General features: G+C 73.0%; 22 protein-coding genes and 2 pseudogenes. 5 read left to right on the top strand and 19 right to left on the bottom strand.

What is annotated here, in order from left to right:
* Positions 1-22: 22 nt before the first annotated feature.
* Entirely contained in the window at positions 23-1,465 is a 1,443-nt protein-coding gene (gene gndA, locus ACZ6KO_RS04565; RefSeq protein WP_469299885.1) for an NADP-dependent phosphogluconate dehydrogenase, read from the top strand.
* A 109-nt stretch (positions 1,466-1,574) separates the two neighbouring features.
* Here gndA and ACZ6KO_RS04560 read toward each other — a convergent pair whose 3' ends face one another.
* The 7 genes from ACZ6KO_RS04560 to ACZ6KO_RS04530 form a co-directional block, all read right to left on the bottom strand.
* The gene (locus ACZ6KO_RS04560; RefSeq protein ID WP_469299883.1) at positions 1,575-1,874 is read right to left on the bottom strand and encodes a hypothetical protein; all 300 of its coding nucleotides are present in this window, start codon (positions 1,872-1,874) and stop codon (positions 1,575-1,577) included.
* Between the two features lie 424 nt (positions 1,875-2,298).
* Positions 2,299-3,879 (bottom strand): FG-GAP repeat domain-containing protein, encoded by a 1,581-nt coding sequence (locus tag ACZ6KO_RS04555; protein WP_469299880.1) that lies wholly within the window; start codon positions 3,877-3,879, stop codon positions 2,299-2,301.
* Positions 3,880-4,100: 221 nt separating this feature from the next.
* Positions 4,101-4,484, bottom strand: coding sequence for a VOC family protein (locus ACZ6KO_RS04550; RefSeq protein ID WP_469299878.1), 384 nt, complete (start codon positions 4,482-4,484; stop codon positions 4,101-4,103).
* Positions 4,485-4,623: 139 nt separating this feature from the next.
* A complete protein-coding gene (gene panD, locus ACZ6KO_RS04545; RefSeq protein ID WP_469299876.1) occupies positions 4,624-5,043 on the bottom strand; it encodes an aspartate 1-decarboxylase in 420 nt (139 codons plus the stop codon).
* A 346-nt stretch (positions 5,044-5,389) separates the two neighbouring features.
* The gene (locus ACZ6KO_RS04540) at positions 5,390-6,502 is read right to left on the bottom strand and encodes a serine hydrolase domain-containing protein (RefSeq protein ID WP_469299874.1); all 1,113 of its coding nucleotides are present in this window, start codon (positions 6,500-6,502) and stop codon (positions 5,390-5,392) included.
* Positions 6,503-6,894: 392 nt separating this feature from the next.
* A complete protein-coding gene (locus tag ACZ6KO_RS04535; RefSeq protein ID WP_469299872.1) occupies positions 6,895-7,995 on the bottom strand; it encodes a serine hydrolase domain-containing protein in 1,101 nt (366 codons plus the stop codon).
* A 243-nt stretch (positions 7,996-8,238) separates the two neighbouring features.
* Positions 8,239-8,418: a hypothetical protein gene (locus ACZ6KO_RS04530; RefSeq protein WP_469299870.1), complete on the bottom strand. Its 180-nt coding sequence runs from the start codon at positions 8,416-8,418 to the stop codon at positions 8,239-8,241.
* A gap of 154 nt (positions 8,419-8,572) precedes the next feature.
* Between ACZ6KO_RS04530 and ACZ6KO_RS04525 the strand changes: the two genes are divergently transcribed.
* The 3 genes and pseudogenes from ACZ6KO_RS04525 to ACZ6KO_RS04515 all read left to right on the top strand — a co-directional run.
* Positions 8,573-8,902: a histidine kinase gene (locus tag ACZ6KO_RS04525; protein WP_469299867.1), complete on the top strand. Its 330-nt coding sequence runs from the start codon at positions 8,573-8,575 to the stop codon at positions 8,900-8,902.
* Positions 8,902-9,069 carry a hypothetical protein gene (locus ACZ6KO_RS04520; RefSeq protein ID WP_469299865.1) on the top strand — a complete coding sequence of 56 codons (168 nt, stop codon included), beginning with the start codon at positions 8,902-8,904 and terminating at the stop codon, positions 9,067-9,069. Before ACZ6KO_RS04525 ends, ACZ6KO_RS04520 begins: the two co-directional genes overlap by 1 nt.
* A gap of 110 nt (positions 9,070-9,179) precedes the next feature.
* Positions 9,180-10,508, top strand: a pseudogene (locus ACZ6KO_RS04515) (amidase family protein); the annotation flags it as partial.
* 87 nt (positions 10,509-10,595) lie between these two features.
* Here ACZ6KO_RS04515 and ACZ6KO_RS04510 read toward each other — a convergent pair.
* The gene (locus ACZ6KO_RS04510) at positions 10,596-11,156 is read right to left on the bottom strand and encodes a hypothetical protein (RefSeq protein ID WP_469299863.1); all 561 of its coding nucleotides are present in this window, start codon (positions 11,154-11,156) and stop codon (positions 10,596-10,598) included.
* A 169-nt stretch (positions 11,157-11,325) separates the two neighbouring features.
* Between ACZ6KO_RS04510 and ACZ6KO_RS04505 the strand changes: the two are divergent.
* Positions 11,326-11,616, top strand: a pseudogene (locus tag ACZ6KO_RS04505) (hypothetical protein); the annotation flags it as partial.
* Between the two features lie 58 nt (positions 11,617-11,674).
* Here the strand turns inward: ACZ6KO_RS04505 and ACZ6KO_RS04500 are convergent.
* The 11 genes from ACZ6KO_RS04500 to ACZ6KO_RS04450 form a co-directional block, all read right to left on the bottom strand.
* Positions 11,675-13,351 carry a PucR family transcriptional regulator gene (locus ACZ6KO_RS04500; protein WP_469299861.1) on the bottom strand — a complete coding sequence of 559 codons (1,677 nt, stop codon included), beginning with the start codon at positions 13,349-13,351 and terminating at the stop codon, positions 11,675-11,677.
* A complete protein-coding gene (locus ACZ6KO_RS04495) occupies positions 13,348-14,265 on the bottom strand; it encodes a serine hydrolase (RefSeq protein ID WP_469299859.1) in 918 nt (305 codons plus the stop codon). Before ACZ6KO_RS04495 ends, ACZ6KO_RS04500 begins: the two co-directional genes overlap by 4 nt.
* Entirely contained in the window at positions 14,262-15,368 is a 1,107-nt protein-coding gene (menC, locus tag ACZ6KO_RS04490) for an o-succinylbenzoate synthase (RefSeq protein ID WP_469299856.1), read from the bottom strand. Before menC ends, ACZ6KO_RS04495 begins: the two co-directional genes overlap by 4 nt.
* Positions 15,365-16,258 (bottom strand): GNAT family N-acetyltransferase, encoded by an 894-nt coding sequence (locus ACZ6KO_RS04485; RefSeq protein WP_469299854.1) that lies wholly within the window; start codon positions 16,256-16,258, stop codon positions 15,365-15,367. The genes menC and ACZ6KO_RS04485 overlap by 4 nt, the downstream gene beginning before the upstream one ends.
* Complete coding sequence (locus ACZ6KO_RS04480; protein ID WP_469301538.1) at positions 16,255-17,334, bottom strand: M20 family metallopeptidase; 1,080 nt, start codon at positions 17,332-17,334, stop codon at positions 16,255-16,257. The genes ACZ6KO_RS04485 and ACZ6KO_RS04480 overlap by 4 nt, the downstream gene beginning before the upstream one ends.
* 94 nt (positions 17,335-17,428) lie before the next feature.
* A complete protein-coding gene (locus ACZ6KO_RS04475) occupies positions 17,429-18,805 on the bottom strand; it encodes a serine hydrolase domain-containing protein (RefSeq protein WP_469299851.1) in 1,377 nt (458 codons plus the stop codon).
* Between the two features lie 315 nt (positions 18,806-19,120).
* On the bottom strand, positions 19,121-21,118 hold the full coding sequence (locus tag ACZ6KO_RS04470) for a S9 family peptidase (protein WP_469299849.1): 1,998 nt from the start codon (positions 21,116-21,118) through the stop codon (positions 19,121-19,123).
* Entirely contained in the window at positions 21,115-21,873 is a 759-nt protein-coding gene (locus tag ACZ6KO_RS04465) for an ATP-binding cassette domain-containing protein (protein ID WP_469299846.1), read from the bottom strand. Before ACZ6KO_RS04465 ends, ACZ6KO_RS04470 begins: the two co-directional genes overlap by 4 nt.
* Positions 21,870-23,768 carry a dipeptide/oligopeptide/nickel ABC transporter permease/ATP-binding protein gene (locus ACZ6KO_RS04460; protein WP_469299842.1) on the bottom strand — a complete coding sequence of 633 codons (1,899 nt, stop codon included), beginning with the start codon at positions 23,766-23,768 and terminating at the stop codon, positions 21,870-21,872. Before ACZ6KO_RS04460 ends, ACZ6KO_RS04465 begins: the two co-directional genes overlap by 4 nt.
* Positions 23,769-23,770: 2 nt before the next feature.
* Complete coding sequence (locus ACZ6KO_RS04455) at positions 23,771-24,784, bottom strand: ABC transporter permease (RefSeq protein WP_469299839.1); 1,014 nt, start codon at positions 24,782-24,784, stop codon at positions 23,771-23,773.
* 4 nt (positions 24,785-24,788) lie between these two features.
* On the bottom strand, positions 24,789-26,375 hold the full coding sequence (locus ACZ6KO_RS04450) for an ABC transporter substrate-binding protein (protein WP_469299837.1): 1,587 nt from the start codon (positions 26,373-26,375) through the stop codon (positions 24,789-24,791).
* Positions 26,376-26,429 lie beyond the last annotated feature (54 nt).

Raw genomic sequence — 26,429 nt, 5'->3', positions numbered from 1 at the left:
CGAGGCATTCAGGAGCGCACGCATGAGCAGCACAGCCCAGATCGGCGTCACCGGGCTCGCGGTGATGGGCAGCAATCTGGCCCGCAACTTCGCCCGTAACGGCTTCACCGTGGCCGTGCACAACCGCACGGCCGCCAAGACCCGCGCACTGGTCGAGGAGTTCGGCCACGAGGGGACGTTCGTGGCCGCCGAGTCGGCCAAGGACTTCGTCGCGGCGCTGGAGCGCCCGCGCCGTCTGATCATCATGGTGAAGGCCGGTGAGCCGACCGACGCCGTCATCCGCGAGTTCGCCGAACTCCTCGAGCCGGGCGACGTCATCATCGACGGCGGCAACGCCCACTTCGAGGACACCCGGCGGCGTGAGCGGGAACTGCGCGAGCAGGGCATCCACTTCGTGGGCGTGGGCATCTCGGGCGGTGAGGAGGGCGCGCTGCTCGGCCCGAGCATCATGCCGGGCGGCTCGCAGGAGTCCTACGCCTCCCTCGGCCCGCTGCTGGAGAAGATCGCCGCCAAGGCCGCCGACGGCACGCCCTGCACCTCGCACGTGGGCCCCGACGGGGCCGGCCACTTCGTGAAGATGGTGCACAACGGCATCGAGTACGCCGACATGCAGCTGATCGCGGAGGCCTACCACCTGCTGCGCGACGTCGCCGGCTACTCCCCCGCCCGGATCGCCGAGACCTTCCGGACCTGGAACAAGGGCCGGCTGGACTCGTACCTGATCGAGATCACGGCGGAGGTGCTGGCCCACACGGACGCCGCGACCGGGCAGGCGTTCGTCGACGTGATCGCCGACGCCGCCGAGCAGAAGGGCACGGGCCGCTGGACCGTGCAGATCGCCCTGGACCTCGGGGTCCCGGTGTCGGGCATCGCCGAGGCCGTCTTCGCGCGGGCCGTCTCCGGCCACGGCGCGCTGCGGGTCGCGTCCGCCTCGCTGGCCGGCCCGAAGGCCGCGGCGCTGTCGGGCGAGGCGGCCGACGCGTTCGCCGCGCGGGTCGAGCAGGCGCTGTACGCGTCGAAGATCGTCTCGTACACGCAGGGCTTCCACCAGATCCAGGCCGGCAGCACCGAGTACGGCTGGGGCGTGGACCTGGGCGCGGTGGCCTCGCTGTGGCGCGGCGGCTGCATCATCCGGGCGGCGTTCCTGGACCGGATCCGGGCCGCGTACGACGCCCGGCCGAACCTGCCGAGCCTGCTGGCCGACGAGGGCTTCGCGGGCGAGATCGGCGCGGCGCAGGACGACTGGCGCGCGGTGCTGGTGACGGCCGTGGAGCAGGGCATTCCGGTGCCGGCCTTCGCGGCGTCGCTGGCCTACTACGACGCGCTGCGCGCCGAGCGCCTCCCCGCGGCGCTGACCCAGGGCCAGCGCGACTTCTTCGGTGCCCACACGTACCGCCGCACGGACCGTGAGGGCTCGTACCACACCCTGTGGAGCGGCGACCGCTCCGAGGTCCGCACGGACTGACCGGGCTGCCCGGGCTGCCTTGGCATCACGGGCATCACAGGCATCACAGGCCGACGGCGGCGGCCCCTCGGGGCCGCCGCCGTCCGCTGAACGCCGGGAGTCGCGGGCCTTACCTGCCGATGGCTCCCCGCATCAGGGCCTCGTTGCTCAGGATCCGGGTCCCGGGCAGGCCCGCGATGCCGATGTCACCGGCGGCCGCGGCGCCGTTGTGGGAACCGACCGTGTTGTCGCGGCCGGCGTTGAAGACGTCGTCGCCGGCCACCTGGGTCAGGTCGCCGAAGACGATCGAGTACGTCTGGCTGATCGGTGCGTAGACGGTGAAGTCGTCGGCGGCGCAGGCACTGGACGCGCCCGCCAGGACGAGGCCGGCGGCGGCGAGAGCGGTCAGGGCGGAGCGGATCGATCGCACGGGTACTGCCTTTCGTGGAGGAGCTGGGCAGTGCGAACGTAGGCCGCCCGGCACGACGAGACCCCGTACCCGCCGCCGAACGGCCCGAGTCCATCCGTACGGCGCAGCCGCCCGGCCGCGCTCCGGCCGGCCGGCTCAGGGGCCGGGGCCGCCGGACGCCCCGCGGCCGAGCGGGCCGGGCTGGGGGATCGGGGCCGGGGCCGGCGGGGTCGGGACCGGGTCCGGTTCGGGGAACGGGCCGGGTTCGGGGGGAACGGGCCGCGGGATCGGCTCGGGGTCCGGGAAGGGTCCCGGGCCCGGCTCCGGCGGGGGTTCCGGAGGCGGGGGCTGGGTCTGATCGAGATGTGGTGCCATGCACCCCACCTTCCCCCGATCCGTCCCGGTACGCCCGCCGTCGTACGCCCGCCGTCGTACGCCGCGCCGGTCAGCCGACGACGACCGGCGTGCCGTCGATCCCGGTGGCGGTGCCCCGGAAGTACACGGTGCGGCCGGTGGCGTCCACGGCCGGCAGGTCCGCCAGGCCGTCACCGGTGAGGTCACCGGCCGTGCCGAGCGACGGGAACGCGGCCGCGGTCACGCCCGAGCCGATCTTCACCCGGGGGGCGGTGGCCCAGCGCGCCGGGTCGAGGCGGCCGTCGGTGCCGTGCGCGCCGCTGACCCGGTAGAGGTCGCCGGTGGTCCCGTGGCGCAGCCACAGGTCCGCGATGCCGTCACCGTCGGTGTCGCCGGGCGCGGTGACCGTGTAGGCGTCCCAGTCGGCCTCGCCGACCAGCAGCGGCGGCCGCACCGCGTCCAGGTAGCTGCTGCCGCCGAAGTACACCCACAGCCGCTTGCCCTGCTGCACGAGCAGCTCGGGCCCGCCGTCGCCGTCGAGGTCACCGGCGGCCGCGATCGCCTGCGCGTCGCCCCAGTGCTCGTTGCCGGAGTCGCAGCCCATGTCGGGGTCCTGGACCGGGCAGAACACCGACAGTTCGAAGGAGTCCGACGGCAGGCTGGTTCCCATGCCCAGGTTCTTGTGGACCCACAGGCGCCGGTCCTGGCCGCCCGGGCCGTGGAAGGCGATCAGGTCGTTGTACCCGTCCTCGGTCCAGTCGCCGCTGACGACGGCCTGGGCGCCGGCCGGGAAGGCCGGGCCGGCCTCGACGGGCGCGGCGAACGTGCCGTCGCCGCGGCCCGGGAAGAGGCGCAGCCGGTGGTCGGCGCCCACGCTCCACAGGTCGCGGTGACCGTCGCCGTCGAGGTCGCCGGGCGCGTCGCGCAGCCCGGTCCGGTCGGCCATGAAGAGGTAGTTGACGGTGTCGGAGCGGTTGCCCGCCCGGTCGACGCTGTAGGCGCGGACGTAGTGCGGGCCGGCGTTGGGCGGGGTGATCACGACGCTGCCGCCGGGGGCCACGGTGGCCTCGGTGCGCGACCAGTCGGTGGAGTAGACGATGTGGTCGACGTCCTCGACCCCGCCCGCGTCGAAGCGGAAGGTGCCCGGCGTACGCGCCTTGCCCGTCCCCGTGCCCGCGGAGCCGTCCCGCTCCGGGAACTGCTCGGAGCTGACCTTCGGCGGCACCGCGGGCCGGGTCAGGTCCAGGGAGAACGCGCACCCGGCGGACCAGGGCGAGGTCTGCCCGGCACCGTCCTTGGCGCGGACCGTCCAGCGGTAGTCACCGGCCGGCAGGGTGCCGTCCCGCAGCACCACCGTGCTGACCCGGCCCCGGGCGGCGGGGACCGTGTAGGCCGCGGCGGGGGCGCTCTCGCCCACGCGGGTGACCTGGAACTCGGCCTCGTACCCGGAGGCGCCCGCGCCGTCCGGGACGTCGACCGTCGCCATCAGGCTCAGGCTGGTGAGCCCGACCGGGCCGCCGGAGCACGGCGTGGCCGGGAACGTGTTCAGCGCGGTCGGGGTGGCCGGCGGGGCGGCGGCCGCGGTGGCCGCCGGTGCCAGCAGGCCGAGGGTGGTGGCGGTCAGGCCGACGACGAGGGCCAGCGCGAGCGGCCGCGGTCGGGTGCGATGCATGCGTACTCCTGGTATCTGATGATCATCGCGACCCTAACCGCCGTGTCCGGTGACCGGACAGGAATATCCGCGCCACCCGTCACCCCCGCCACGGCCGGGAGTCACCCCTGCCCCGACCCATGCCCCATGGCCGCATGGCCGCCGCGGCCACGCGGTCTCGGCCGAGCAGTCCGGCGCCACCACGTGCCGCAGCACCGCCCCGCGGTGCTGCCTTCGCCCCGTCACTCGCCGTTCTGCTGGAGTACGGAGAGGATGTTGCCCGCGGGGTCCTTGAACCATGCGATCGCAGGTCCGGGCGGGTTCTCGCGGGCGATTCCCTTGTCGTCCTGACCGAATCCCTCGTAACGCTCGAAGGTCACCCCGCGCGCGAGGAGGCCGTCGACGGCCTCGTCGATGTCGGCGACGGGGAAGTTCAGCACCGTGAAGGTCGCGGGCTCGTGGTTGTCCTTGGGGTAGAGCAGCACGGTGGTGTCCCCGCCGAGATTCAGGAACAGCATGCCCTGGTCCCCGGAGACGCGGACGCCGAGCGTCCCGCCGTAGAACTCCCTGGCCCGCTCGATGTCGTCCACCGAGAAGCCGCTGAATGCTTTGCTGTCGCCCAGCATGGCCGCCGCCTTCCGCCGTCGGAGGGATCGCGCCTCGGCCGACAATCCGGTCCATCGGCCCGTCGGCCCGTCGCTCCCATCGTCCCTCCGGCGGCGTGCGCACGCACCGCCGGGCGATCACCGCCCGGCGGTGCGCCCGTCAGAGCGCGACGGCCTGCGGGCTGCGCAGCTGGTCGGTGCCCGGCACCGGGGCGGACGGGTCCGCGCCCAGCTCGACGATCCGGTTGTCGGCGTCGACGTGCACGACGCGCGGGGTCAGCGTGCGCGCCTCGGCGTCCTCGACCTGCGCGTAGCTGATCAGGATCACCAGGTCCCCGGGGTGCACGAGGTGGGCCGCGGCGCCGTTGATCCCGATCACGCCCGAGCCGCGCTCGCCCTCGATGACGTACGTCTCCAGGCGTGCGCCGTTGTCGATGTCGACGATGTGCACGAGCTCCCCGGGCAGCAGATCGGCCGCCTCCATGAGGTCGGCGTCGATCGTCACGGACCCGACGTAATGCAGATCGGCCTGGGTGACGGTGGCCCGATGGATCTTGGACTTGAACATTGTACGCATCATCGAGGTACTCCTGGACATAGGCTCCCTGCCTGCGTTTTTGCAGGTCAAGGGCGGTTTCCCTACCTTACAACGAGTCGCATTTTCGGTCAGCCTTCACCAGGTTTTTGAGGACTGATGCTGATCAATTGCTGACTTTTCTGACGCACCGTCAGGTGGCTGCAGGAGAGCTTCGCCAACCCTCCTGGGCCCCACCGCGACGACTGCACAAGCCTACGCAGCAGCCTCCGAAGGGTGTCCGTGATCACCGTCACTCTGGCGGTCTGGGCCGAGGAACGGGGCCAGGGCCGGGGCCGCCGGAACGCGTCGGCGACCCCGCGGGCCGTCATCCCGCCTGCCTCTGCCTGGATCAGCGGCACAGCGCCGTGTCGACGGCAGCCTCCACCCGCTGGGAGGCTGCACCCGTCGGGGCGGTGGTTACCGCGATGCCGGCGGCGCGTCCGTCCTCTGTGACGCCTCCTCGTGTCCGGTATCCCAGGGCGGTTCCGCCGTGGCCCCAGTAGACGCCGCCGCATGACAGCGGCGTGCTGGTGAGGCCCAGTCCGTAGCGGACGCCGGGGCCGCGTGCCTCTGCGGGGACGGTGGTGCGCATCTGGGCGAGCTGGGCCGGGGGCAGGAGCTTGCCGTCGAGGAGTGCGGTGTAGAAGCGGTTGAGGTCGCTGTTGGTGGAAACCAGGGCACCCGCAGCCCACCCCATGGACATGTCCATGGTGGTGTAGTCGATCAGAGGTCCGTCGTCCGTTTCCCGTTCGTAGCCCTTGGGGTGGGGCTCGCGGAGCGTCGTCTCTCCGGGGGTGGGGAAGTAGGTGTGGCGCAGTCCGATGCGGTCGACGATGCGCCGGTCGATCTCCTCACCTATGGGGCGGCCGGTGACCTTCTGGATGATCAGGCCCGCGACCAGGTAGTTCGTGTTGCTGTACTCCCACTTCGCGCCCGGGGAGAAAGGGGCCTTCTGCGCGAGGGCGCCGTCGAGCAGGTCGCGTGGCTCGAAGTACCGGTACCGGACGGCGGGGAAGTCCGCGAAGACGGGGGCCTCCATGTATTCGGGCAGGCCGCTGGTGTGCTGGAGGAGTTGGCGGATGGTGATGTGGCGTCCGTCGATGCCCTCGCCGCGCAGCAGGCCGGGCAGGTAGGTGTCGACGGGGGCGTCCAGGGCGAGCTTCTCCTCGGCGACCAGCTGCAGCGTGACCACGGCCGTGAAGGCCTTGGTGTTGCTGCCTGCCCGCACCTGCCCGTCCTCGGGCACCTTCGCGCCGGTCCTGAGGTCGCCGACACCTGCGGTGTAGTGACGCGTCCGGCCCTTGCTGTCCGCGACGCTCGCCGACGCGGAGGGCATCTTGTCGTCAGTCACCAGGGCGTTCAGGCTTTTTTGAAGGGGGTCCGGCTTGGCGGCGGAGGCCGCGGACGGGAACAGCGCACCGGTGGTCATGACGGCCCCGGTGAGCACGGTCACGGCCAGCAAGGCCTTACGCCGGCCGCCTCGCGAAAGAGTGGGACGAAACCTCGGCGATACACGTGCGTGCATGGAACAACTCCTGTCGTGACTGTGAAGAGCAAGCGAAGAGCGAGTCGGTGCGCGCCTCGTGACGGTGGCGGATTCCGTCTCCGGGACCGGATACGGGCTCTTGCAGGATGTGGGCCATGGCGGACGGCCCGTCGCTCCGGTGGCCTGGCGACGCTCGTGAGCACGGGCCCGCCGGGGTATCGGTCGCCGTTCCCGCGAGCGGGAGCGGCGACCGATACCGTCAAGCGCCGGTGGCGGCAGGGGCCCGCCCACCGGCCTGACCCGCCCTCATCGGGCGTCTGCGGCCGCGGTGCGGGAGCGGTGGCTTTCCGGTTGGGTCAGTGAGGGTTTCAGCGGCACAGGGTCGTTTCGATGGCGGCCTGTGCGTGCTGTTCGGTGGCACTGTCGGCCGGCATGGCGGTCAGTGCGATGTTGACCGCACGGCCGTCCTCCGTGACACCTCCCAAGGTGGCGTATCCCGGAATGGTTCCGCCGTGGCCCCAGTAGACGCCGCCGCACGGCAACGGCGTGCTGCTCAGGCCCAGTCCATAACGGACACCCGTGGCGCCTGCGGGGACGGTGGTGCGCATCTGGGCGAGCTGGGCCGGGGGCAGGAGTTTGCCGCCGAGGAGTGCGGTGTAGAAGCGATTGAGGTCGCTGTTGGTGGTGATCACCGCACCCGCGGCCCAGCCCCAGGACGGGTCGAGTTCGGTGACATCGCGCCAGGGCGAGTCGGCTGTGTCCCGGTGGTAGCCCTTGGCGTGGGGCTCGTGGATGGTCATGTCTCCGGGGGTGGGGAAGTACGTGTGGCGCAGTCCGATGCGGTCGACGATGCGCCGGTTGATCTCCTCGCCCAGCGGGCGGCCGGTGACCTTCTGGATGATCAGGCCCGCGACCAGGTAGTTCGTGTTGTTGTACTCCCACTTCGCGCCCGGGGAGAAGTGGGCCTTCTGCGTGAGGGCGCTGTCGAGGAGCTCGCGCGGCTCGTAGTACCTCTGCGGATCCTTGAGGACAGCGCGCTTGTCCAGGTATTCGGGCAGGCCGCTGGTGTGCTGGAGGAGTTGGCGGATGGTGATGTGGCGTCCGTCGATGCCCTCGCCGCGCAGCAGGCCGGGCAGGTAGGTGTCGACGGGGGCGTCCAGGGCGAGCTTCTTCTCGGCGACCAGCTGCAGCGTGACCACGGCCGTGAAGGCCTTGGTGTTGCTGCCTGCCCGCACCTGCCCGTCCTCGGGTACCTTCGCGCCGGTCCTGAGGTCGCCGACACCTGCGGTGTAGTGACGCGTCCGGCCCTTGCTGTCCGCGACGCTCGCCGACGCGGAGGGTATCTGGTCGTCGACCACCAAGGTGTTCAGGCTCTTTGAAACGGTGTCCGGCTTGGCGGCGGAGGCCGCGGACGGGAACAGCGCACCGGTGGTCATGACGGCCCCGGTGAGCACGGTCACGGCCAGCAAGGCCTTACGCCGGCCGCCTCGCGAAAGAGTGGGACGAAACCTCGGCGATACACGTGCGTGCATGGAACAACTCCTGTCGGTAGGGGAACAACATCAGTGGGTCAGTGAGAGGTGGTCGTGGTGCGACGGGCCTGCCGGTGGCTCGGCCTGGTCCTGTGATGGTCGCGGCGCATGAAGGAACCGCTTTCCGCTCGTGCCCCCGCCCGAGGACGGGAAGCATGAGAGAGGCGGGGCCTGGTTCCGCTACGTGATTCGAGGAGACCTTCGGCGGCGCAGCAGCCGGCGGGCGGGCAGCATGACAGCCGCCGTGCCCGACAGGAACACAGTGCCGAGTACGGCCGCGCAGACCGAGGGGGACACCGACAGCGTCTGGGAGACCTCTTTCAGGGCCACGGCGAACGGCGTGGCCCGGGTCGTCGTCATCGGTTGCACGGTGGTCCTTCGGTTCCCTCGATCGGCCAGAACGGGTACCGAACGTAATCGCGCAAGCCCAGAGGGCGGCAGCGGTCCCTCCCCCGAACCGGGGGTGTAGCGCACTCCACCTGCCGGGTGGACCCTGCCCCCCCTCACCACCTGGATGCAGGCGATCGTCCTGTCCGCGGTGTGCGTCCGGCTCTTCGCCGCCCTCTTCTTCTGGCTGGCCCCCGCCATGGTGAGGCTGGAGACATGGATCGCGGAGACCATGCTCGGTACGTGGACCGGCGCCGGCCGGCGGATCGAGGAACTGACCGCCTCGCGCGCGGGATCCCTCCAGGCCCACGAGGCGGAACTCCGACGGATCGAACGCGACCTCCACGACGGCACCCAGGCTCAGCTCGTGGCGGTGGCCATGCGACTGGCCCTGACCGAGCGCCGGTTCGAAAAGGACCCCCAATTGAGGCCAGGACCACCGTGGACGAACCCCTGATGAAGCCCGTGCTCTGGCTGGTGCTCTTCGCCTCCACGGTGGCGGCGGTCTACGTCAGCACCTTCACCCACTCCACCGGTACCACGAGGGTCCTGGCCGGGGTCGGCACCGGCGTCGTCTTCGTCGGATCGGCGCTGGGACTGTGGCTGACCAGCGGCAAGAAGTGACCTGTAGCGGCGAGAGCGCCTGAGGAGGGGGTGTCCGGCAGTGAGCCGGACACCCCCTCCTCCCGCGTGACGCGGAGAACGGACACCCCCTCAGGAGGTGTAGTCCGCACCACTCCCGAACGGGGAGTCATCCCTGTCGTTCCGAAGCGCTGGACATTGCACGCAAGAGCGACGAGCTGCGCCGCACCGGTGAAGTGCGGGGGCCGCTGGAAGGCATCCCCGTTCTCATCAAGGACAACATCGACACCGCAGACCGCCAGCCCACCACCGCCGGCTCCACGGCCCTGTTGCACTCCAAGCCGGCACAGGACGCCTTCCTGGTAAAGAAACTGCGCGACGCGCGTGCGGTGATCCTGGGCAAGGCCAACATGTCGGAATGGGCCGACTTCAGGTCCCCCGGGCAGACGGCCGGCTGGAGTGCCACTGGCGGCCAGACCCGTAACCCCTACGTACTCGACCGGAGCCCCTGCGGATCGTCCAGCGGCTCCGCAGTCGCCGCCGCAGCCGCCCTGGCCGCTGTGACCATCGGCTCCGAGACCGACGGCTCCATCGTGTGCCCCGCGAGTGTCACCTCCACCGTCGGCATCAAGCCCACCCTCGGCATGGTCAGCCGCAGCGGCATGATCCCTATCACCAGCCGCCACGACACTGCCGGCCCGATCGCCCGCAATACGACGGACGCCGCCCTGGCGCTCTGGGCCATCCATGGATCGGACACCGCCGACACGGCCACGTCAGACGCCGACACCGCCCTCCCCTCCGACTACCGCGAGGTGCTCGACCCGGACGTGGACCGCGCCTTCGACATGGCTGTCCAGCGGCTCCGAGCGCTCGGCGCAACCATCGTCGAGGGCGCGGACGTGGCCGACTCCAAAGACATGATGCAGAAGGACATGCTTCCCGCCGTGCTGACCGAGTTCAAGCACGACCTCAACGCCTACCTGGCCGCCACCCCAGGCCTCCACCCCAAGAACCTCACCGAACTCATCGCGTTCAACAAGCGGAACTCCACCGTCGAGATGTCGAAGTTCGGCCAGGAACTCTTCGAGATGGCAGACAAGACCGACGGAGATGTCAACGCACCGGCCTACCGTCAGCACCGCAGCGCCGCGACCCGTCAGGCCCGTCAGGCCATCGACGGCGTCCTCGCCGAGCACCGGCTCGACGCCATCGTCACCCCCACTGGCATCCCCGCTCCTACCGTCGAAGCGCTCGACCCCACCCCCTTCGAAAGTTCCACCCGTAACTCCGCAGTGGCCGGCTACCCCCACATCACCGTGCCCGTCGGCTACGCACGGGACACGCTGCCGCTGGGCGTCTCTTTCCTCGGAACGCGCTACAGCGACGCGAACCTGCTCAGCTACGCGTACGCCTTCGAGAGGGCCACCCCGGTCCGCAAGGCGCCCGCCTACCTCCCCACCCTGCCCGGCCGGTCCTAGTGCTACAACGGTCTTTGCTGTGACGGGCGGGCAGGGCTCACGTCGGGCCGGCTGATGCCTGGCAGGGAGTGCCGGCCGAAGGCTTCGTCAGTGGCTTTCCCGGTCACCGGCGGTCGGGCTCGCTGCCCTTTCACGGTGGAGGTGGTGGCTGGTGGCGTTCTGGGAGAGGGCGAAGCCGAGGATGTAGATCTTCTGCCGGGCCAGGCCGTAGGAGATCATGCGGCGGTTCCACAGGCTCTGGTCGAGCCGGTTGTGGAGGGACTCGGCGTCGCTGCGGTAGGGGTAGAGCAGCTGGTGGGCGCGGGTGTTCTGCGGGATCTGCTGGAGGTGCTCGGCGCGGTGGAAGTCGCGCTCGGTATCGCTGGGGCGGGGCTTGCCGGTTGTGCGGTCGGTGCCGGTGCGGTCGGCGGGGTGGGTGGTGATGGCCACGGGGACAGGCACGGTGTGGGTGCCGTGGCGGCAGGGGATGCGCACCAGGTGGTACCAGCGGCTCTTCGCCGCCCCGAGGCGCGGCTCGAGACGGGTGATGGAGACGAGCAGGAGGTGGCTGGTGCCGTCGTCGAGCCCGACGCGTTCGGCGATGCGGCCATCCTGCCACCACAGGTCGTGGCGGCAGCGGCCGTAGCGCAGTACAGCACCCCCATGCACCCGGGCAGGTGCGAGGACTGGCGGGTGAAGGTGCGTACCGCGACGGTGGCCTCGTCCTCGTAGGCGCCGTCGGCGACGTGGCGGAAGGCGAGGATGACGCGTCGCCAGTACCCGTCCTCGCGCCACGAGGCGAAGAACCACTTCGTGCCGCGCGCGGCGCGCTTCTCCTTGGCTCGACGCGTTCGCCGCCTGGTACCACTCGGAGACCGACCTGCGGGGCCGCGACGACAGGCTCGGTCGGCTGCACGCCGTCGCGCATGGTGCGGACCTGATGTGGTTGTTTGCCTGCGTGCTCTGGGGCCGTTGGTCCCGGCGCTCGCTGCCCAGCATTCAGGTGGTTCGGGTAGGCCTTCCGGGGTGCGGTCAGTCTCCACCCGCGACGTTCGGGCGCAGGCGGGCCGTGTGGCTGCACTGCTCGACGGACTCGGGCTGCGGAACGTCGCCGTGGCCGGTCGCTTGAGCGGCGGGTACGTCGCCGAATGCGTTCGGGCCACGGCGCGCTGTCTGGATCGACCACGTCATGGCCCGGTGTCTTCCGTCTCCCCCCGCCCCTTCCATGGGTGGCGTGCAGGTTGGGCCGGACGGGACGGAGCCGTTCCGGGAGGGGGAGGCGGTGTCAGGCGGAGGTGAAGCATGGCCTCGAAGCGGGCCGCTGGGTCGCCGGGATCGAAGCCCGATACCTGCGCGAGGCGTTTGAGTCGGTAGCGGAAGGTGTTGGAGTGGACATGGATCGCGGCGGAGGCGGCGATGACATCGCCGAAGTTGTCGAGCCAGGCGGCGAGCGTCTCGGTGAGCGCGCTGTGGTGTTCGGCGTCGTAGGCGCGGAGACGGGTGACGGGATCGTCGGACGGATGGGCATCGATGTGGACCTGGTCGGCGAGATCGAGGAGCAGGGAGGGCAGGTAGACGTCTTTGAGCGCGGCGGCGCGGTGGGGAGTGCCGGTGGCGGTGAGCACACGCAGGGCGCGGTCGGCATCTGCGCGCGAGCGGGGCAGATCGCTCGGGTCGGCGGCGGGTCGGCCGATGCCGATGACGGCCGGGACTCTGCTGCCCACCCGGGAGAGGAACGCGTCGGCCACGCGTGTGGCCGTCTCGTCGGAGCTGCCCGGCAGCACGGCGTACGTCACGTCGCCGAGGTACGCCGTAGCGGCCCGGGGATGGACCGCGGAGAGGTGAAGCGCGAGTGCCTCCGCGGTGCGACGACCCGTGGCGAGCAGGTCGGGGGCGACGTCGTCGCCCAGCACAGCGAGTGCCAGGACGCAGGCCGACTGGTGCGTCAGGCCGAGTCGGGCCGCGGCCCGGGGTGCGGCGGCGCCACCTTCGAGGACGGTGGCCACGAGGTCGGCGCGCAACCGGTGGCCGACGTCCTCACCGGCCCGGCGGCGCAGCAGATGCAGCGCGGCGACGTTCGCGGCCTCGACGAGGGCGCGTTCGCCGTCAGGGCCCAGGCGGTCCCGGATGATCACCCAGATGGAGCCGAGGATCTCCCCGCCGGCCCGGACGGCGATCGCCGCCCGTGGCTTGTCGTGCGGGCCGGCGACGTACAGCACCCCCTCGCTGCGGTAGAGGGCGTGGAAGGCGCCGCGTGCCTCCAGATCGCGCAGCTTGTCGGCCGGCACCTGGCGGTCCAGGACGGTCGTGATCCGGGCCGGGTCGCCCTCGTCCTGACGGCTGGAGAAGGCGAGTACCTTCCCGCCGCGATCCTCCACCGTGACCGGACCGTCGAGGAGTGCCGCGATCGCGTTGGCCAGGGCGAACAGATCGCCCGAGAGGGGGTTGTCCCACGCTGACCCGCCTGGGGTCTCGTCCGCGAAGTCGTCGACGGCCAGCAGGCCGCGGAGCAGTGCGGCCGCCTGGGCCCAGGAGGCGCCCTGGGTGAGACCGAGGACGGGTACGCCGGTGCGGTTGGAGGCCGCCGTGACCGCGTCGTCGACGTCCACCGGGGATCGGACGACGATTGCCGCCGCGCCGATCCCGGCCGCCCGCTCCGTGAGCGCGGCGACCGAGGGAGCGCCGGCGACGCCGACGCCGAGGACGACGGCACCCGGCCACCGTGCGGGCTCCTCCAGAGGATCGTGGATGAGCACGCCGGACACCGGACGGGAGGGGTCCGGGGTGCCGGCGGCGAGTTCCACGAGGGTCGACCCGAGATCGGCCAGGACCCGCCCGAGGACGACCGGGGCCGCCGGGGTCATCGTCCCGCCGCCACGGGGGCACGGAGCGCGTCGACCGCGATCCGGGCCGCCCGTCCGATGACCCGGTCCGCCTCGGGATCGAGCTCGCGTGGTGTCGCGGCCCTGGTGAACACCGCGACCGCGTAACGGCCGCCGTCGCGGTGCTCGACGACTCCGGCCTCGTTGCGCCAGCCCGGCAGGGTGCCCGTCTTGCCCGCGATCCGGTAGCCGTCGCCGAATCCGGATGCCAGCCGGTGCGGCCAGATCTGGCGGGCCATCACCTCCCTCACCTCGCGGCAGGCCGCGGCCGGGCCCGCTTCGTCCCGCCAGATCTGGGCGAGGAGGGCGGCGGTGTCGCGGGCGGTGGACCGGGTCGTGCGTTCCGGCACGCACAGCGACAACCGCATGAGCTCCTCGGCGGGCAGAGCGGCGAGGGCGGGCTGAGCCTCGGCCAGGGAGGTGGCGCCGAGTTCGGCGAGCAACGCCCCGATGAGGTCGGAGCAGCCGCCCACCAGATGGGTGTGGGAGCGGCCGAGACCGGCGAGGAGGCCGTTGACCCGGGCGAGGCCCACCCGGCGCAGGACGACGTCGGTGGCGGCGTTGTCGCTCATCGTCAGCATCATGCCGACGAGGTCGCGCAGACTCATCTCGACCCGGTCCGCGCAGCCGGAGATGCCGATGCCGCCGTCCCGCAGTCCCAGCGGCACGGGGTGGCGCTCGGTGCGGTCGAGCCGGCCGGCCTCCGCTTCGCATGCGTACGCCAGGGCGATCGGGATCTTGAAGACCGAGGCCAGCACGACGGGGGCGTCCTCATCGAGTCCGACGGCCGCCCGTCCGTCGATGTCCTGGGCGAAGAGGTGCCCCTGGACGCCGGCTTCCGCGAACGCGGTCTCCAGGGTCCGATGCGCGGTGGCCGTGGTGACGACGGTGTTCACGGCGTGATCCATTCGGTCGACACGGTGATGTCGGAGAGGAGACCGGGAACGGGCGTCACCCCGAGCCCCGCGCCACGGGGCACGTCGAGGTGCCCGTCGCGCAGGACGAACGGCTCGGTGATGTCCGTGCGGTAATAGCGGCTCGATGCCGAGACGTCGCCGGGGAGGGTGAAGCCGGGGAGGGCGGCCAGCGCGACGTTGGCGGCCCGGCCGAGCCCCGTCTCCAGCATGCCGCCGCACCACACGGGCACACCGTGCGCGACGCTCACGTCGTGGATCCGCCGGGCCTCCAGGTAGCCGCCGACCCGGCCGGGCTTGATGTTGACGACGGCGCACGCGCCCATGGCGATGGCGTCGGCCGCCGAGCGGGCGGACACGACCGACTCGTCGAGGCAGACCGGGGTGCGCAGTTGCCGCGCGAGCAGGGCGTGTGCGCGCATGTCCTCCTCGTCGAGCGGCTGCTCGATCAGCAGCAGGTCGAACTCGTCCAGTCGCGCCAGGTGGTGTGCGTCGGCCAGGGTGTACGCCGTGTTGGCGTCGACCTGGAGCGGTACGTCGGCGCCGAAGCGTTCCCGTACGGCGCGCACGGGCTCGACGTCCCAGCCCGGCTGGATCTTGAGCTTGATACGACGGTAGCCGTCCTCCAGGTACCCCTCGACTGCGTCGAGCAGTTCGGGGACCGAGTCCATGATTCCCACAGAGACGCCGGCCGCGACCCGGTCCGCGGTGGCGCCGAGCCACTCGGCGAAGGACAGCGAGCGGGCCCGCAGCCAGGCGTCCAGGACGGCCATCTCCACCGCGCTCTTGCCCATCCGGTGCCCCTTGAAGGAGGCCAGGGCCGGGGCGACCGTCCACGGCGTCACCTCCGGCCTGGCGAAGAGGCCGGGCAGCAGGTGGCGGCGGAGCACGTCGGCGGCCGCGTCGGTGTACTCGGAGGAGTACACCGGGGAGGTCATGGTGGCGCACTCGCCCCAGCCGTCCCCTCCGGTGGTCTCGATCCGCAGCAGAAGCAGGTCGCGTGCGGTCTGTGCGCCGAAGGACGTCCGGAACGGCGACACCAGGGGCATCGCGATCCGGCGCAGTTCCGCTCCGAGGATCTTCATGCGTCAAGCTCCAGACGTGGTGACAGGACGTACCAGCCGTCCCGGGTGAAGGTGATGACGGTGTGCCGCCCGGCGGCCATCAGGCTGCCGAGGACGTCGCGTACGGCCAGACGCCAGGCGGTGGCGGCCGCGGCGCGGCCGTCCCTCCGCAGCGCCTCGATGTCGGGCGGGACGCGGACCAGGACGGTCCTCCGGGACACGTTGCCGGGCCGCTCGCCCTGGACGGGGAGGCCGTCGGGGCCGATGTCGAGGGCGACCACGGCGGACGGGCACGGCGCGGCCGGCTCTCCGGCGCGCCCAGTGCCCGGCGTGGGGCGAGCCGCCGGTCCGGCGGTGAGGTCCCAGCGCACGAGCAGCCGGTCGGAGTCGGTTCCCGCGTTGACGCCGTCCCGCATGGCGCCGTAGAAGTTCGGAAGGTACTCCGTGGGTACGGCTCCGAGTTTGCGGAGGTTGAAGTAGGCGTTGCGGCTGACCAGTGGGTCGTAGGTCCACGTGATCGTGGTGATGCCGCGGCCGAGGGACCAGGCACGCTGGTGGAGTTTGAGCGCGAAGCCGATGCTGCGGCCCCGGGCACCGTCGTCGACGGCGGCGACATGGGAGTGGAGTCCGGCCGTGGACAGCAGCCCGAGGCAGGTGCCGATCATCCGGCCGTCCTGCTGGACGGCGACGACGTAACTGCCGGAGTGGGCCAGCACCAGAAGCAGTTCCGGAGTCATCAGGGGGTTGTCCGGTGCTGGGCGCCACACGCGGTGGAGCAGGTCGCGCGCCTCGCACATGGCGTCGAGGTCGTGCAGCTCGCGGATGGTGACCCCGGCGGCCAGAGCGGCGCGCTCGGCCGCAGGCAGGGCGGAGCCGAGCTCTTCCGAGGGAGCGGTGCGAGGGCCGGTCATCGGGACCGCCCGCAGAACTCGTCGACGAGCGCGGCCACCAGAGCGGCTCGTGCCGGGAGTTCGGCGACGGCGACGTGCTCGTCGTCGGCGTGCGCGCCGCCGCCGACCGCGCCCAGGCCGTCCAGGGTGGGGGCGCCGACACCGGCGGCGAAGTTGCCGTCGGAGCCGCCTCCGACGGCCGCGCCGCGCAAGGGGCCAAGGCCGAGGGCGGTGTTCAGCTCCTTGGCCAGGGCGAACAGTCCGGCCGACGAAGTGGCGGAGAGCGGTGGCCGGTTGGGGCCGCCGGCCAGGGTGAGTTCCGCGCCGTCCAGCGCGCACGCCAGGCCGCGCAGGGCGGCGTCGACCCTCCACTGTTCCCGCTCGGTCCGGGCTCGGACGTCGATCTGGAGGGACGCCGTGTGGGGCACGGTGTTGCGGGTCGTGCCGGCGCCGGCGACGGTGGGCGTCACGGTGGTGCCGGCGGTCCGGTCGGTCAGACCATCGACGGCGAGGACCTGATGGGCCAGCTCCGTGGTGGCGTTGACTCCTCGCTCCGGCTCCAGGCCGGCGTGCGCGGCGCGTCCGGTGATCGTCAGGTCGTACAGTGAGGCGCCCTTGCGCTCTGTCTTCAGGGCCCCGTCCTCGGCGGCCTCCAGGACCAGGACTGCCCCCGTGCGGCGGGCCTCGTCCTCGATCAGGGCGCGGGAGTCGGCGGAGCCCGCCTCCTCGTCGGAGGTGACGAGGACGGTGACTCCGTCCAGGTCGTCGAGGCTCGCCAGGGCGTGGAAGAGCTGGACGAGTCCGGCCTTCATGTCGAAGCAGCCGGGCCCGGTGAGGATGCCGTCCTTGACCGCGAAGGGGTGGGTGGCCAGGGAGCCGACAGGCCAGACGGTGTCGAGGTGGCCGAGGAGCAGGACGCGGTCGCCGCTGCCGAAGCGCCAGCGCAGGTGCGGTCTGCCGGTGTCCTGGAGCCATTCCGGGGACTGGCCGGTGAGCCGGGTGCCGAGCGCGGCGAGCACCGCGGCGCAGTGGGCGACGGCGTCGATGTCCGACGTCGGGGACTCCGCGGTGACGAGGGCCTCGACGTCGTCGATCATCTCGGGGAGCCGGGCCCGCAGCCGGGCGACGGCGGCGGGTGAGGCGGAGCGCGGGCGCGCGGGGGTGCGGGGCCGGGCGGTGGAGGGGTTCATCTCAGCTCACCTTCGGGGTCGCACGGCCGCCGTGGTGCACGAAGCGCGAGCCGTCGGGCAGGGTGAAGAACGCGACCGGCATCCAGCTGCCGTCGTCGGGGCGCCGGGCCACGAAGGTCCCGGGCGCCAGTGGTCGCAGCGGAAACTCGGTCTCGGGCCGCTCGGCCAGACCGGCCAGGATCCCGGTGAAACGGTCGCGCAGCAGCAGCCCGCCGTCCTGTTCGACGACCTCGATCCGGGTGGAGCTGCGCTCGTACACGCCCGTCACGTCGGCCGGGTCCACGTCGACCGGGCCTTCGGCGGGGAGCAGGGCAGCCGGCATGGACACGCCCGCGAATTCGTCGGCGATCTCCCGGAACAGCTCCGCGTACAGGGCGCCGGCGCTGCCGCCGTTCGCGCAGAGGCAGATCGCGAGATCGACCTCGGGCAGCACCCGCAGGTACGCGCTCTGTCCGATGGTGCTCCCGTCGTGCCCGTACGTCGCGAGCCCGTCCCACTCGCCGAGCACCCAGCCGAGGCCCCAGGCACGGCCGGCCGGGTACGGACCGGGCAGTTCGACCTGCGGGGTCTGCATGGCCCGCACGGAGTCGCCGCTCAGCAGCCGGGTGCCGTCCCCCGTGGAGCCTCCGTCCAGGTGGAGGCGGACGAAGGCCAGGACGTCGGCGGTGGTGGAGCAGATCAGACCGGTCGGGCCCGTGGAGCGTGCCATCGCCCACTCCGCGACGACCCGGGGCGGGTCGCCGTAGTGACCCGTCGCGGCGCGGTGGCGCAGGACGTCGTCCGGGAGGGTCGCGGTGTGGGTGAGCCCGAGGGGCCGGAAGAGCCGGTCTCGCATCAGCGCGTCCCAGCGGATTCCAGTGACCCGTTCCATCACCCGGCCGATCAGCGTGTATCCGGCGTTGCAGTACGACATGGTGGCGCCGAGCGGATGACACGCCGGCAGGTCGGCGAGTAGTTCCGCGTACCGCTCCAGACAGTCGTCGCCCCGGCCGGTGTCCGGGAAGAAGTCGCCGTCGATGCCGCTGGTGTGGGCGAGCAGATGCCGCAGCGTCACGCTCCGGGTCAGGTGCTCGTCGGCGAGGCGGAGCTCGGGCATGACCTCGACGAGCGGGTGGTCCAGCGTCAGGGCCCCCTCGTCCACGAGACCCATCGCCGCCGTGGCGGTCCACACCTTGGTGATGGAACCGATCTGCCACAGCGTGTCGGTGGTCGCCTCGATCCGGGCACCGGCGTTGGCGAGGCCGGCGGCGGCCTCGATCTGCCGCCCCTGGTACCAGATGCCCAGACCCGCTCCGGGCACCGAGTGGCGGGCGGCGAGGGCGGTCAGTCGTGCGGTCCAGTGGGCCGTGTCGGGCGGGATGGTCGGTTTCGCGGTCACGATGAACTCCTGAGGGGCGTGCGGATCGTGGGTGGCGCGGTTCGTGTGGGTGCGCGGGTGGTGTGCGTGGCGTGGGTGGTGTGCTGCCGCGGAGGGCGGGTGCCGGTCGCGGCTCCCCCTGCCTGGTGGGGCGGAGGGCCGCGACCGGCCGTGCGGAGGCCGGCCGGATGGGGCGGAGTCCGTACGGGGCGGAGCCGGTGGCCCTCGTGGGGGCGGCTCCGGGCTCGGCGGAGTCGACGTCAGGGCGACTCGCAGCGCCGAGAGTCGGGGGCCGGGCGCCGGTGAGGACGGAGCCCGGCGGGCGGGTGCCGGAGGTCAGCGGGAGCCGGCGGGTTCGGGGGCCGAAGCGGCGTGCGGGACCGGGCCGCCGAAGGGGCGGAGGGTGTGCCCGGTGACCCAGTCGACGACACGGCGGCAGTAGTCGGCGCGCTGCGACGGCCGGCCGTTCAGGACGAACAGATGCGAGCCGCCGGGGTAGAGGACCATCCGGACGGGCACCCCGCGGGTGCGCAGCGCGTGGAACCACTGCTCGGCCTGGCCTGCCGGGCAGACGTCGTCGGCCAGACCGTGGAGGATCAGCGTGGGGGCCCGCACTTCGTCGACGTGGGTGAGCGGGGAGAGCTCCCGCCGCCGGCCGGCGTCCGCGATCTCCTCGTGCGCGATCTCCAGGCCCTCCACGGAGGTGGCGACCAGCGACGGCAGGTCGGCGATCAGACCGCCCGGCACGACCGCGGCGAAGAAGTCGCTGCGGGCGGAGAGCCAGCAGCTGAGATAGCCGCCGTAGCTGTAGCCGGTGAGAGCGATCCGCTCCGGGTCGACGAGCCCTTCGGCGACCATCGCCCCGACCGGCTCCAGCACGTCGCGCTCGTCGCCCTCGCCCCAGGCGTCGACGGCGGCGGTGAGGAAGTCCTCGCCGTAGCCGTCGCTGCCGCGGATGTTGAGGGCGAGGATCGTCCAGCCGCGGCTGACCAGCTCCTGGTGGTAGAGGTGGACGGGGTCGGCGTGCGGGGCCCAGCAGTTGTGCGGTCCGCCGTGGAGATCGACGAGCAGCGGCCCGCCGGCGGGTGCCCGGGGGTCACGGGTGACCAGGCCGTGCACCCGCGTGCCGTCCGAGATCGTGAACTCCCGTTCGGTGACGGGCGCGAGCGTCACCTCGGGGAGCGCCCCGGCCATGTGCGCGGTGAGCCGGGCGCGTGCGCCGGTCTCCAGGTCGAGCAGCTCGATCTCCCCGTACGAGGCGCCGTCCGCCACGGCGAGCGCGGCCTTCCCCGCCGCGACCGAGCAGCCCGACACTCCGCTGCCCGCGGGAAGCGGAAGTTCCACCGCGGGGGCGCTCCCGAGGGCGGGTCCGCCGTCCAGGCGCAGCCGGTACAGCCGGGTAGCGCCCCGGTCCCGGGCGCAGAAGACGACGCTCTCGCCCTTCGATCCGTGGAACTGCGGGAGGGCGCCCGGATAGCCCGAGCCGCCGGGCATGACGTTGCGGTCCAGCCCGGCGGCGAGCTCCGTGGGCGCCGAGCCGTCCAGCGGCTGGAGCCGCAGCGACTCGTGGCCGGCCCCGTGGGCGGTGCGGCCGGTCAGCAGCAGGGCGTCGCCGTCCGGGTGCCAGGCGACCGCGCGGACCGGTCCGGCGGTGGGCCCGACGGGGGTCGGCAGGGCCGAAGGGCCGAAGGCGTCGACGACATGGGCGGCGACGGCCCCCGTGAGGTCGTAGTCCCTGCCGACGACGGCCGGAAAGGCCAGTCGGGTGCCGTCCGGCGACCAGGCGGGCGTACCCGTGACGTGGAAGTCGCCGAGGGTCAGCCGGGTCACCCGGCCCGAGGCGGTCTCCACGACGAACAGCTGGGTGCGGCCGGTGCCGCGCATGCCCCGCCCGTCCACCTTGCCGAGGCGGTCCACGACGACGGGTTCGTCCGGGGCCTGGCGGTGCACCTCGGCGGTGACGGCGATCCGCGAGCCGTCCGGGCTCCACACGGGTATCGCCGCGCCGTGGTCGAGCTCGGTCAGCCGACGGACCCCGCCGTCGTCGCAGCGGAGCAGATGGAGCTGCCCGCCACGCAGGAACGCCAGCGTCGTGCCGTCCGGGGACCAGCTCGGGGTGTGGTCGTCCGGCCCGGAGGTGAGGCGGTGGGGGGCGGGGCCCGCCGGCCCGCCGCCGGTGGCGACGAGCCACAGCGAACGCACCGGCCGGTCGAGCCCGGCGTCCTGAGTCGTCAGGGTGTACGCGACGCGGCCGCCGTCCGGCGCCAGCGCCGGCTGGTCGGGGATCGCGAACCGGTACAGGTCGTCGACGCGCAGGGGCCTGGTCGTGGTCACGGGGTCTCCTCCAGGGTGGGGACGCAGGACAGCAGGGACGCGGTCACCGCGTGGCCGGGGGCGTGCAGGACCCGGTCGGCGGGCCCGTGCTCGACGAGCCGGCCGCGGTCCATCACGGCCACCTGGTCGGCCAGGTAGCGGACGACCGCGAGGTCGTGGGAGATGAAGAGCAGGGAGAAGCGGAGTTCCCGCTGGAGACGGCGCAGCAGGTTGAGCACGGCCCCCTGGACGGAGACGTCGAGCGCCGAGGTGATCTCGTCGGCGATCAGGACGCCGGGCCGGGCAGCCAGCGCCCGTGCCAGCGCGACACGCTGCCGCTGGCCGCCGGAGAGTTCTCCCGGGGTGAAGCGCGCCCGGTCGGGATCGAGCCCGACGAGCTCCAGGTAGCGTCCCGCCTCCTCCGCCCGGGCCCGCGCGGACGCCCCGGGCCTGGGCGACCAACGCGACGGCGGCAGGGCCTCCGCGACGGCCGCGCCGACGGGCATCCTCGGGTCGAGCGAGGCGTACGGGCTCTGGAAGACGAGCTGCACCGGGCCACGGCCGGGACGGCGGGACACGGGCGTGCCGTCCACCAGGATCCGGCCGCCCGTGACGGGCGCCAGTCCCACGGCGGCGCGGCCGAGCGAGGACTTGCCGCACCCCGAGCCGCCGACCAGGCCGGTGACCCCGCCGTCGGGGACCAGGAGGTCGACGCCGTCGACGGCGGTGAAGCGGCCGTACCGGACCCGCAGCTGTCGGAGTTCGAGGGAACTCATGCGGTGGCCCCCTCGGTGGTGGACCCGTCCCGGACCTCCGGGATCGCGTTCCCCGGGCCAGGAGCGGCCGGGGTCAGCGGGTGCCAGCACGCGACACGGGCAGCCGTCCCGTGCGGGACGAGCTCCGGGGCGTCGGTGCGGCAGCGGTCGTCGGCGTGCGCGCAGCGGGCGGCGAAGGGGCAGCCCGGGTGTGCGTCGTCGGGTTCCGGCGGCCGGCCCGGGATCGTGGCCAGTTCGCGGTCCCGGTCGGTGGTCAGGGTCGGGACGGCCCCGATCAGGGCGCGGGTGTACGGATGCGCGGCCCGCCCGGCCAGGTCCGCGACCGGCAGGTCCTCGACGATCCGGCCGGCGTACATCACCAGCACCCGCTCGCAGACCCCGGCCACGATCGCCAGGTCGTGGGAGATCAGGAGCAGGGCCGCCCCGGACTCCCGGCGGACCTCGCCCAGCAGGTCGAGCACCTGCCGCTGGACCGTCACGTCCAGCGCGGTCGTGGGCTCGTCCGCGATGATCAGCCGAGGCGTGCCCATCAGCCCCATGCCGATCACGGCCCGTTGGCGCATGCCGCCCGAGTAGGAGTGCGGCCGCTGCCGCGCCCGGCGCGCCGCGTCGGGGATCCGGACCGCGCGCAGCCGGTCGACGGCGCGGGCCCAGGCCACGGAGCGGGCGGCCCGCTCGTGGACCTCGACGACCTCCGACAGCTGCCGGCCGACGCTGAGCGCCGGGTTGAGCGAGGCCATCGGATCCTGGAAGACCATGGCCAGAGCCGTACCGCGGGGCCGTTCGGAGAGCAGGTCCCGGCCCTCGAAGCGGAGCGTGCCGGCCTCCACCAGGCCGGGCGAGGGCACCAGGCCGGCCACGGCCTGAGCGGTCAGGCTCTTGCCCGAGCCGGACTCGCCGACCAGACCGATCGCCTCGCCTTCCCTGACGCTCAGACAGGCACCGCGCACCGGCTGCCGCCCGCCCGGGAACGTGACCCGCAGGTCGTGCACCTGGAGCAGGGCCCCGTCGGGGCGGGCCGGCCGCGGCGCGGGACCCGGTGCCGCCACGGCACCGCCCGCGGGGGGCCGTACCGGCCGGCCGGCCTGGGCGAGCACCTCGCCGACCAGCGCGAAGACCACTCCGGTGAGGATCACGGCCGCTCCAGGAGCGAGCGCCGCGACCGGGTTGAGATAGAGCCGGTCCAGCTGGTCGTCGAGCAGCCGTCCCCAGTCGTACGCCGGCGCCTGCACCCCCAGGCCAAGGAAGGACAGCCCGGAGAAGGCGACCAGGGTGCCCGCCGCTGCCTGGGCGGCGAAGAGCAGGCAGGGTTCGGCGATGTTCGGCAGCAGGTGACGGGTGATCATGCGCAGTCGGCCGACTCCCAGGATCCGGGCCGCGGCCACGTACTCCGACCCGGCGACGGAAGCGGTCAGGTTCTGCACCAGCCGTGCCCCGGGCGGGACCATGGCCAGCCCGACGGCCAGGACCGCGCCCGAGGCCCCGACGCCGAACACGGTGGCGAGGAAGAGGACGAAGAGCAGGCCGGGGAAGCTGATCAGGACACCCACGACCGCCGTCACCCCACGCCCCGCGCGACGGCCGAGGACGGCGGGCGCGACGCCGAGGAGCAGGCCGCCGAGCACGCCGATCGCGGTCGCGGCCAGCGTGAGCCCGAGCGTGAGCCGGGTCGCCACCACCACCCGGGCGGCGATGTCCCGGCCGAGGTTGTCGGTGCCGAGCAGATGGGCCGCGCCGGGCCCCTGGAGGATGGCCCCGGTGTCCACCCGCTCGGCGGCGGAGCCCAGGACGACCGGTCCGAGGAGGGCGACCAGGGCGAGCGCCAGGACGCCGGTGAGGGCGGTCAGTCCCACGGGCGTGCGCAGGGCGTGCCGGAGTCGGCATGCGTACGACATCGTCAGCTCCCTCGGACGGTGGATCGGGGGTCCGCGACGGCCACGGCCACGTCGACGGCGAAGGTGATCAGCAGCGCGGCCGTCCCGTAGACCAGGACCACGGCCTGCACCATCGGATAGTCCTTCTCGGTGATCGCCTGGACGATCGTGGTCCCGAGGCCGGGCCACGCGAAGACGTTCTCGACCAGGACGGTGCCGGTCAGCAGCGTCATCAGCGTCAGGCCGCCGACGGTCAGGGAGGAGGCCAGCAGATTGGGCAGGGCGTGCCGCAGATACCGCAGCCGGGCGGGCAGCCGCTTGGCGTACGCGGTGCGCATGTACTCCTCGCCCAGGACCCGCAGCGTCTCCACCCGGACGATCCGGGCGAGCGCGGCGGCGGGGACGACGGACAGCGCGACGACGGGCAGTACATAGGAGTCGGGGCCGCCGCGGGAGGCCACGGGAAAGAGGGGGAAGGTGACCGCGAAGCAGGCCACCAGCGCGACGGCGAGCAGGAACTCGGGCACCGCGGCGAGGGCGCCGGTCACCGAGCCGAAGGCCAGCTCACCGCGGCGACGGCGTCCGTCACGGGTGAGGACGGCGGCCCACATGCCGCCGGGGACGGCGGTCAGGATCACCACGAGGAAGGCCGGCAGGGCGAGGGACAGCGTGGCCGGCAGCCGGGCGGCGATGACGTCGGAGACCGGGAGCCCGGCACCGATCGACTCGCCGAGCCGGCCCTGGAACAGCTCGGCGAGGTAGTGCGCGAACTGCTGCGGCACCGGGCGGTCCAGGCCGAGCGCCTGTCTGCGGGCCTCGACCAGCGCCGGGTCGGCGGTGGGGCCGAGCGCCGTGCGGACGGGGTCGCCCGGTATCAGGTGGATCATGGCGAAGGAGGCGGTGACCAAGGCCGCGAGCGAAACGACGAGCCGTCCCGTACGGCGCAGGGCGAAGACGGTCCACGGGCCCGGCGCGGTGCGGCGGGGGCGGGCCGGCGGCGTGGCGGCCGGGTCGTGGGGCACAGGGGTCTTCCGCATGTCGTCACCCCCTGCGCAGACTGCCGGGGACGATGCCGCCGCCGTCGACCTCGAAACGGATGCCCTTGCCGAACGTCCGGACCGTGCCGTCGACGAACGGGGTGACGTCGGTGCGCCTGATCAGCTCGGCGTCGGCCCGGTCCCACAGCGGGCAGCCGGCCCGGCCGGGGAGGGCGGCGGCCTCGGCGGCCAGCCGTCGGTAGTCCGGGTTGTCCACGGAGCCGAGGTTGCTGCCGGCCGGCGGAGGAGGACCGTCGAAGAAGCGGGTCAGCTGGTCGGGCAGCGGCACGCTGATCGGGCTCCAGGCCACGTCCCAGTCACCGCGCGAGAGCGCGGCGAGCAGGCCGGAGCCGTCGATCGGCTTGGCGGTGGCCTTCACCCCGAAGGCGTTCCACTCCTTGACGGTCAGCTCGACCGCCGCCGTGACCTGCGGCCCGGCGATGACGGGGTGGACCAGGGTGACGGAGAGCGTCTGGCCGTCCTTCTCCCAGACGCCGCCGTTCTTCCTCCAGCCGGCACCGGTCAGTTCGGCCTCGGCCTTCGCCGGGTCGTGCGGGGGCACGTTCCCGGTCACGGTGTCGCCGGTACAGGGGGTCGGAGGGGTCTCCCCGAGGTTGGTGGCGGGCGTTCCGGTGCCACCGGTGGCGACGGAGCCGATCCGCTCCAGGTCGAGGGCGCCGACCAGGGCCCGCCGGACGGCCTGCGCGGCGGTGGGCCGGGCCGCGGACTCGTGGAAGAGGAGTTGGCCGGTGGGCGTCCGGGTGCCCTTCCACGGGACGCCCGCCGCGATGAGCCGTTCCGCGTCCGGCCCGTTGACCTGCCCCGCGTCGATCTGCCCGCCGAGCAGCAGGTTGGCGGTCGTCGACTCGTCCGCCACGACCTTGAACACCAGCTTCTCAGGATCGGCGGCGTCCGGTGCCGGGCCGGTTCCGGCCGGATCCGTCCGGCGCACGTACGTGTAGTGGTCGCCGGGTACGGCTTCCGTGAGCCGGTAGGCGCCCGTGGCGGCGGTCGCCCGGGAGAGCCGGGACAGATCGGTGAGGCTCTTGCGGCACACCAGGGGCAGCATGCGGGCCATCTCCACGAGGAACGGGGCGGAGCCCGAGGTGGTGACGGTGACCGTCCGGGTCGACTCGTCCGCCGTGGCCGTCGCCCCCGCGTTCGCGGGCACGGCGAGACCGAGCAGCGGAGACCGGTTCGCGGGGTCGGCGACGTGGTTGTATCCGGCGGCGACATCGGCGGCCGTGAGCGGACTGCCGTCCTCACAGGTCAGCCCGGGCCGCAGGACGAAGCGTGCGCGGCCGTCACGGACCGACCAGCTCTCGGCCGCCCCTGCGGTCGTCGACCCGTCGGCAGCCAGGCGTACCAGGGTCGCGTAGGCGAACCGGTTCATCATCAGCGCCGTGCTGTCGACGGTGCCGAGGGGACTGAGGCTGCCCGGGTCGGAGCGGATGGCGACGGTGACCGTCCGCGCCCCGTCGGCGGACACCCCGCCGCCGCATGCGGTGGACATCAGCGCTGTCGCCGTGACCACGGCGAGCGCGCGGGCCGCACGCTCGCGTCGTCCGGCGGCCCTCCTCGGTGAGGTCATGGTGTCTCTCCTTACTGATGACGGACCTGGAGGCCGTCGGCCGGGCGGGGCGGG

Source organism: Streptomyces sp. NPDC042102 (assembly GCF_055582305.1).
This window is presented reverse-complemented; position numbering and strand designations above follow the sequence as displayed.

Excerpts from the sequence above, each read along its gene's own strand:
- ACZ6KO_RS04480 (WP_469301538.1), bottom strand. The coding sequence starts at position 17,334 with ATGATCGACGACGTCGAGGCCCTCGTCACCGCGGAGTCCCCGACGTCG.
- ACZ6KO_RS04460 (WP_469299842.1), bottom strand. The coding sequence starts at position 23,768 with ATGTCGTACGCATGCCGACTCCGGCACGCCCTGCGCACGCCCGTGGGA.
- ACZ6KO_RS04500 (WP_469299861.1), bottom strand. The coding sequence starts at position 13,351 with ATGACCCCGGCGGCCCCGGTCGTCCTCGGGCGGGTCCTGGCCGATCTC.
- menC (WP_469299856.1), bottom strand. The coding sequence starts at position 15,368 with ATGAAGATCCTCGGAGCGGAACTGCGCCGGATCGCGATGCCCCTGGTG.
- ACZ6KO_RS04525 (WP_469299867.1), top strand. The coding sequence starts at position 8,573 with ATGCAGGCGATCGTCCTGTCCGCGGTGTGCGTCCGGCTCTTCGCCGCC.
- ACZ6KO_RS04465 (WP_469299846.1), bottom strand. The coding sequence starts at position 21,873 with ATGAGTTCCCTCGAACTCCGACAGCTGCGGGTCCGGTACGGCCGCTTC.
- ACZ6KO_RS04555 (WP_469299880.1), bottom strand. The coding sequence starts at position 3,879 with ATGCATCGCACCCGACCGCGGCCGCTCGCGCTGGCCCTCGTCGTCGGC.
- ACZ6KO_RS04530 (WP_469299870.1), bottom strand. The coding sequence starts at position 8,418 with ATGACGACGACCCGGGCCACGCCGTTCGCCGTGGCCCTGAAAGAGGTC.
- gndA (WP_469299885.1), top strand. The coding sequence starts at position 23 with ATGAGCAGCACAGCCCAGATCGGCGTCACCGGGCTCGCGGTGATGGGC.
- ACZ6KO_RS04485 (WP_469299854.1), bottom strand. The coding sequence starts at position 16,258 with ATGACCGGCCCTCGCACCGCTCCCTCGGAAGAGCTCGGCTCCGCCCTG.
- ACZ6KO_RS04455 (WP_469299839.1), bottom strand. The coding sequence starts at position 24,784 with ATGCGGAAGACCCCTGTGCCCCACGACCCGGCCGCCACGCCGCCGGCC.
- ACZ6KO_RS04520 (WP_469299865.1), top strand. The coding sequence starts at position 8,902 with ATGAAGCCCGTGCTCTGGCTGGTGCTCTTCGCCTCCACGGTGGCGGCG.
- panD (WP_469299876.1), bottom strand. The coding sequence starts at position 5,043 with ATGATGCGTACAATGTTCAAGTCCAAGATCCATCGGGCCACCGTCACC.
- ACZ6KO_RS04450 (WP_469299837.1), bottom strand. The coding sequence starts at position 26,375 with ATGACCTCACCGAGGAGGGCCGCCGGACGACGCGAGCGTGCGGCCCGC.
- ACZ6KO_RS04550 (WP_469299878.1), bottom strand. The coding sequence starts at position 4,484 with ATGCTGGGCGACAGCAAAGCATTCAGCGGCTTCTCGGTGGACGACATC.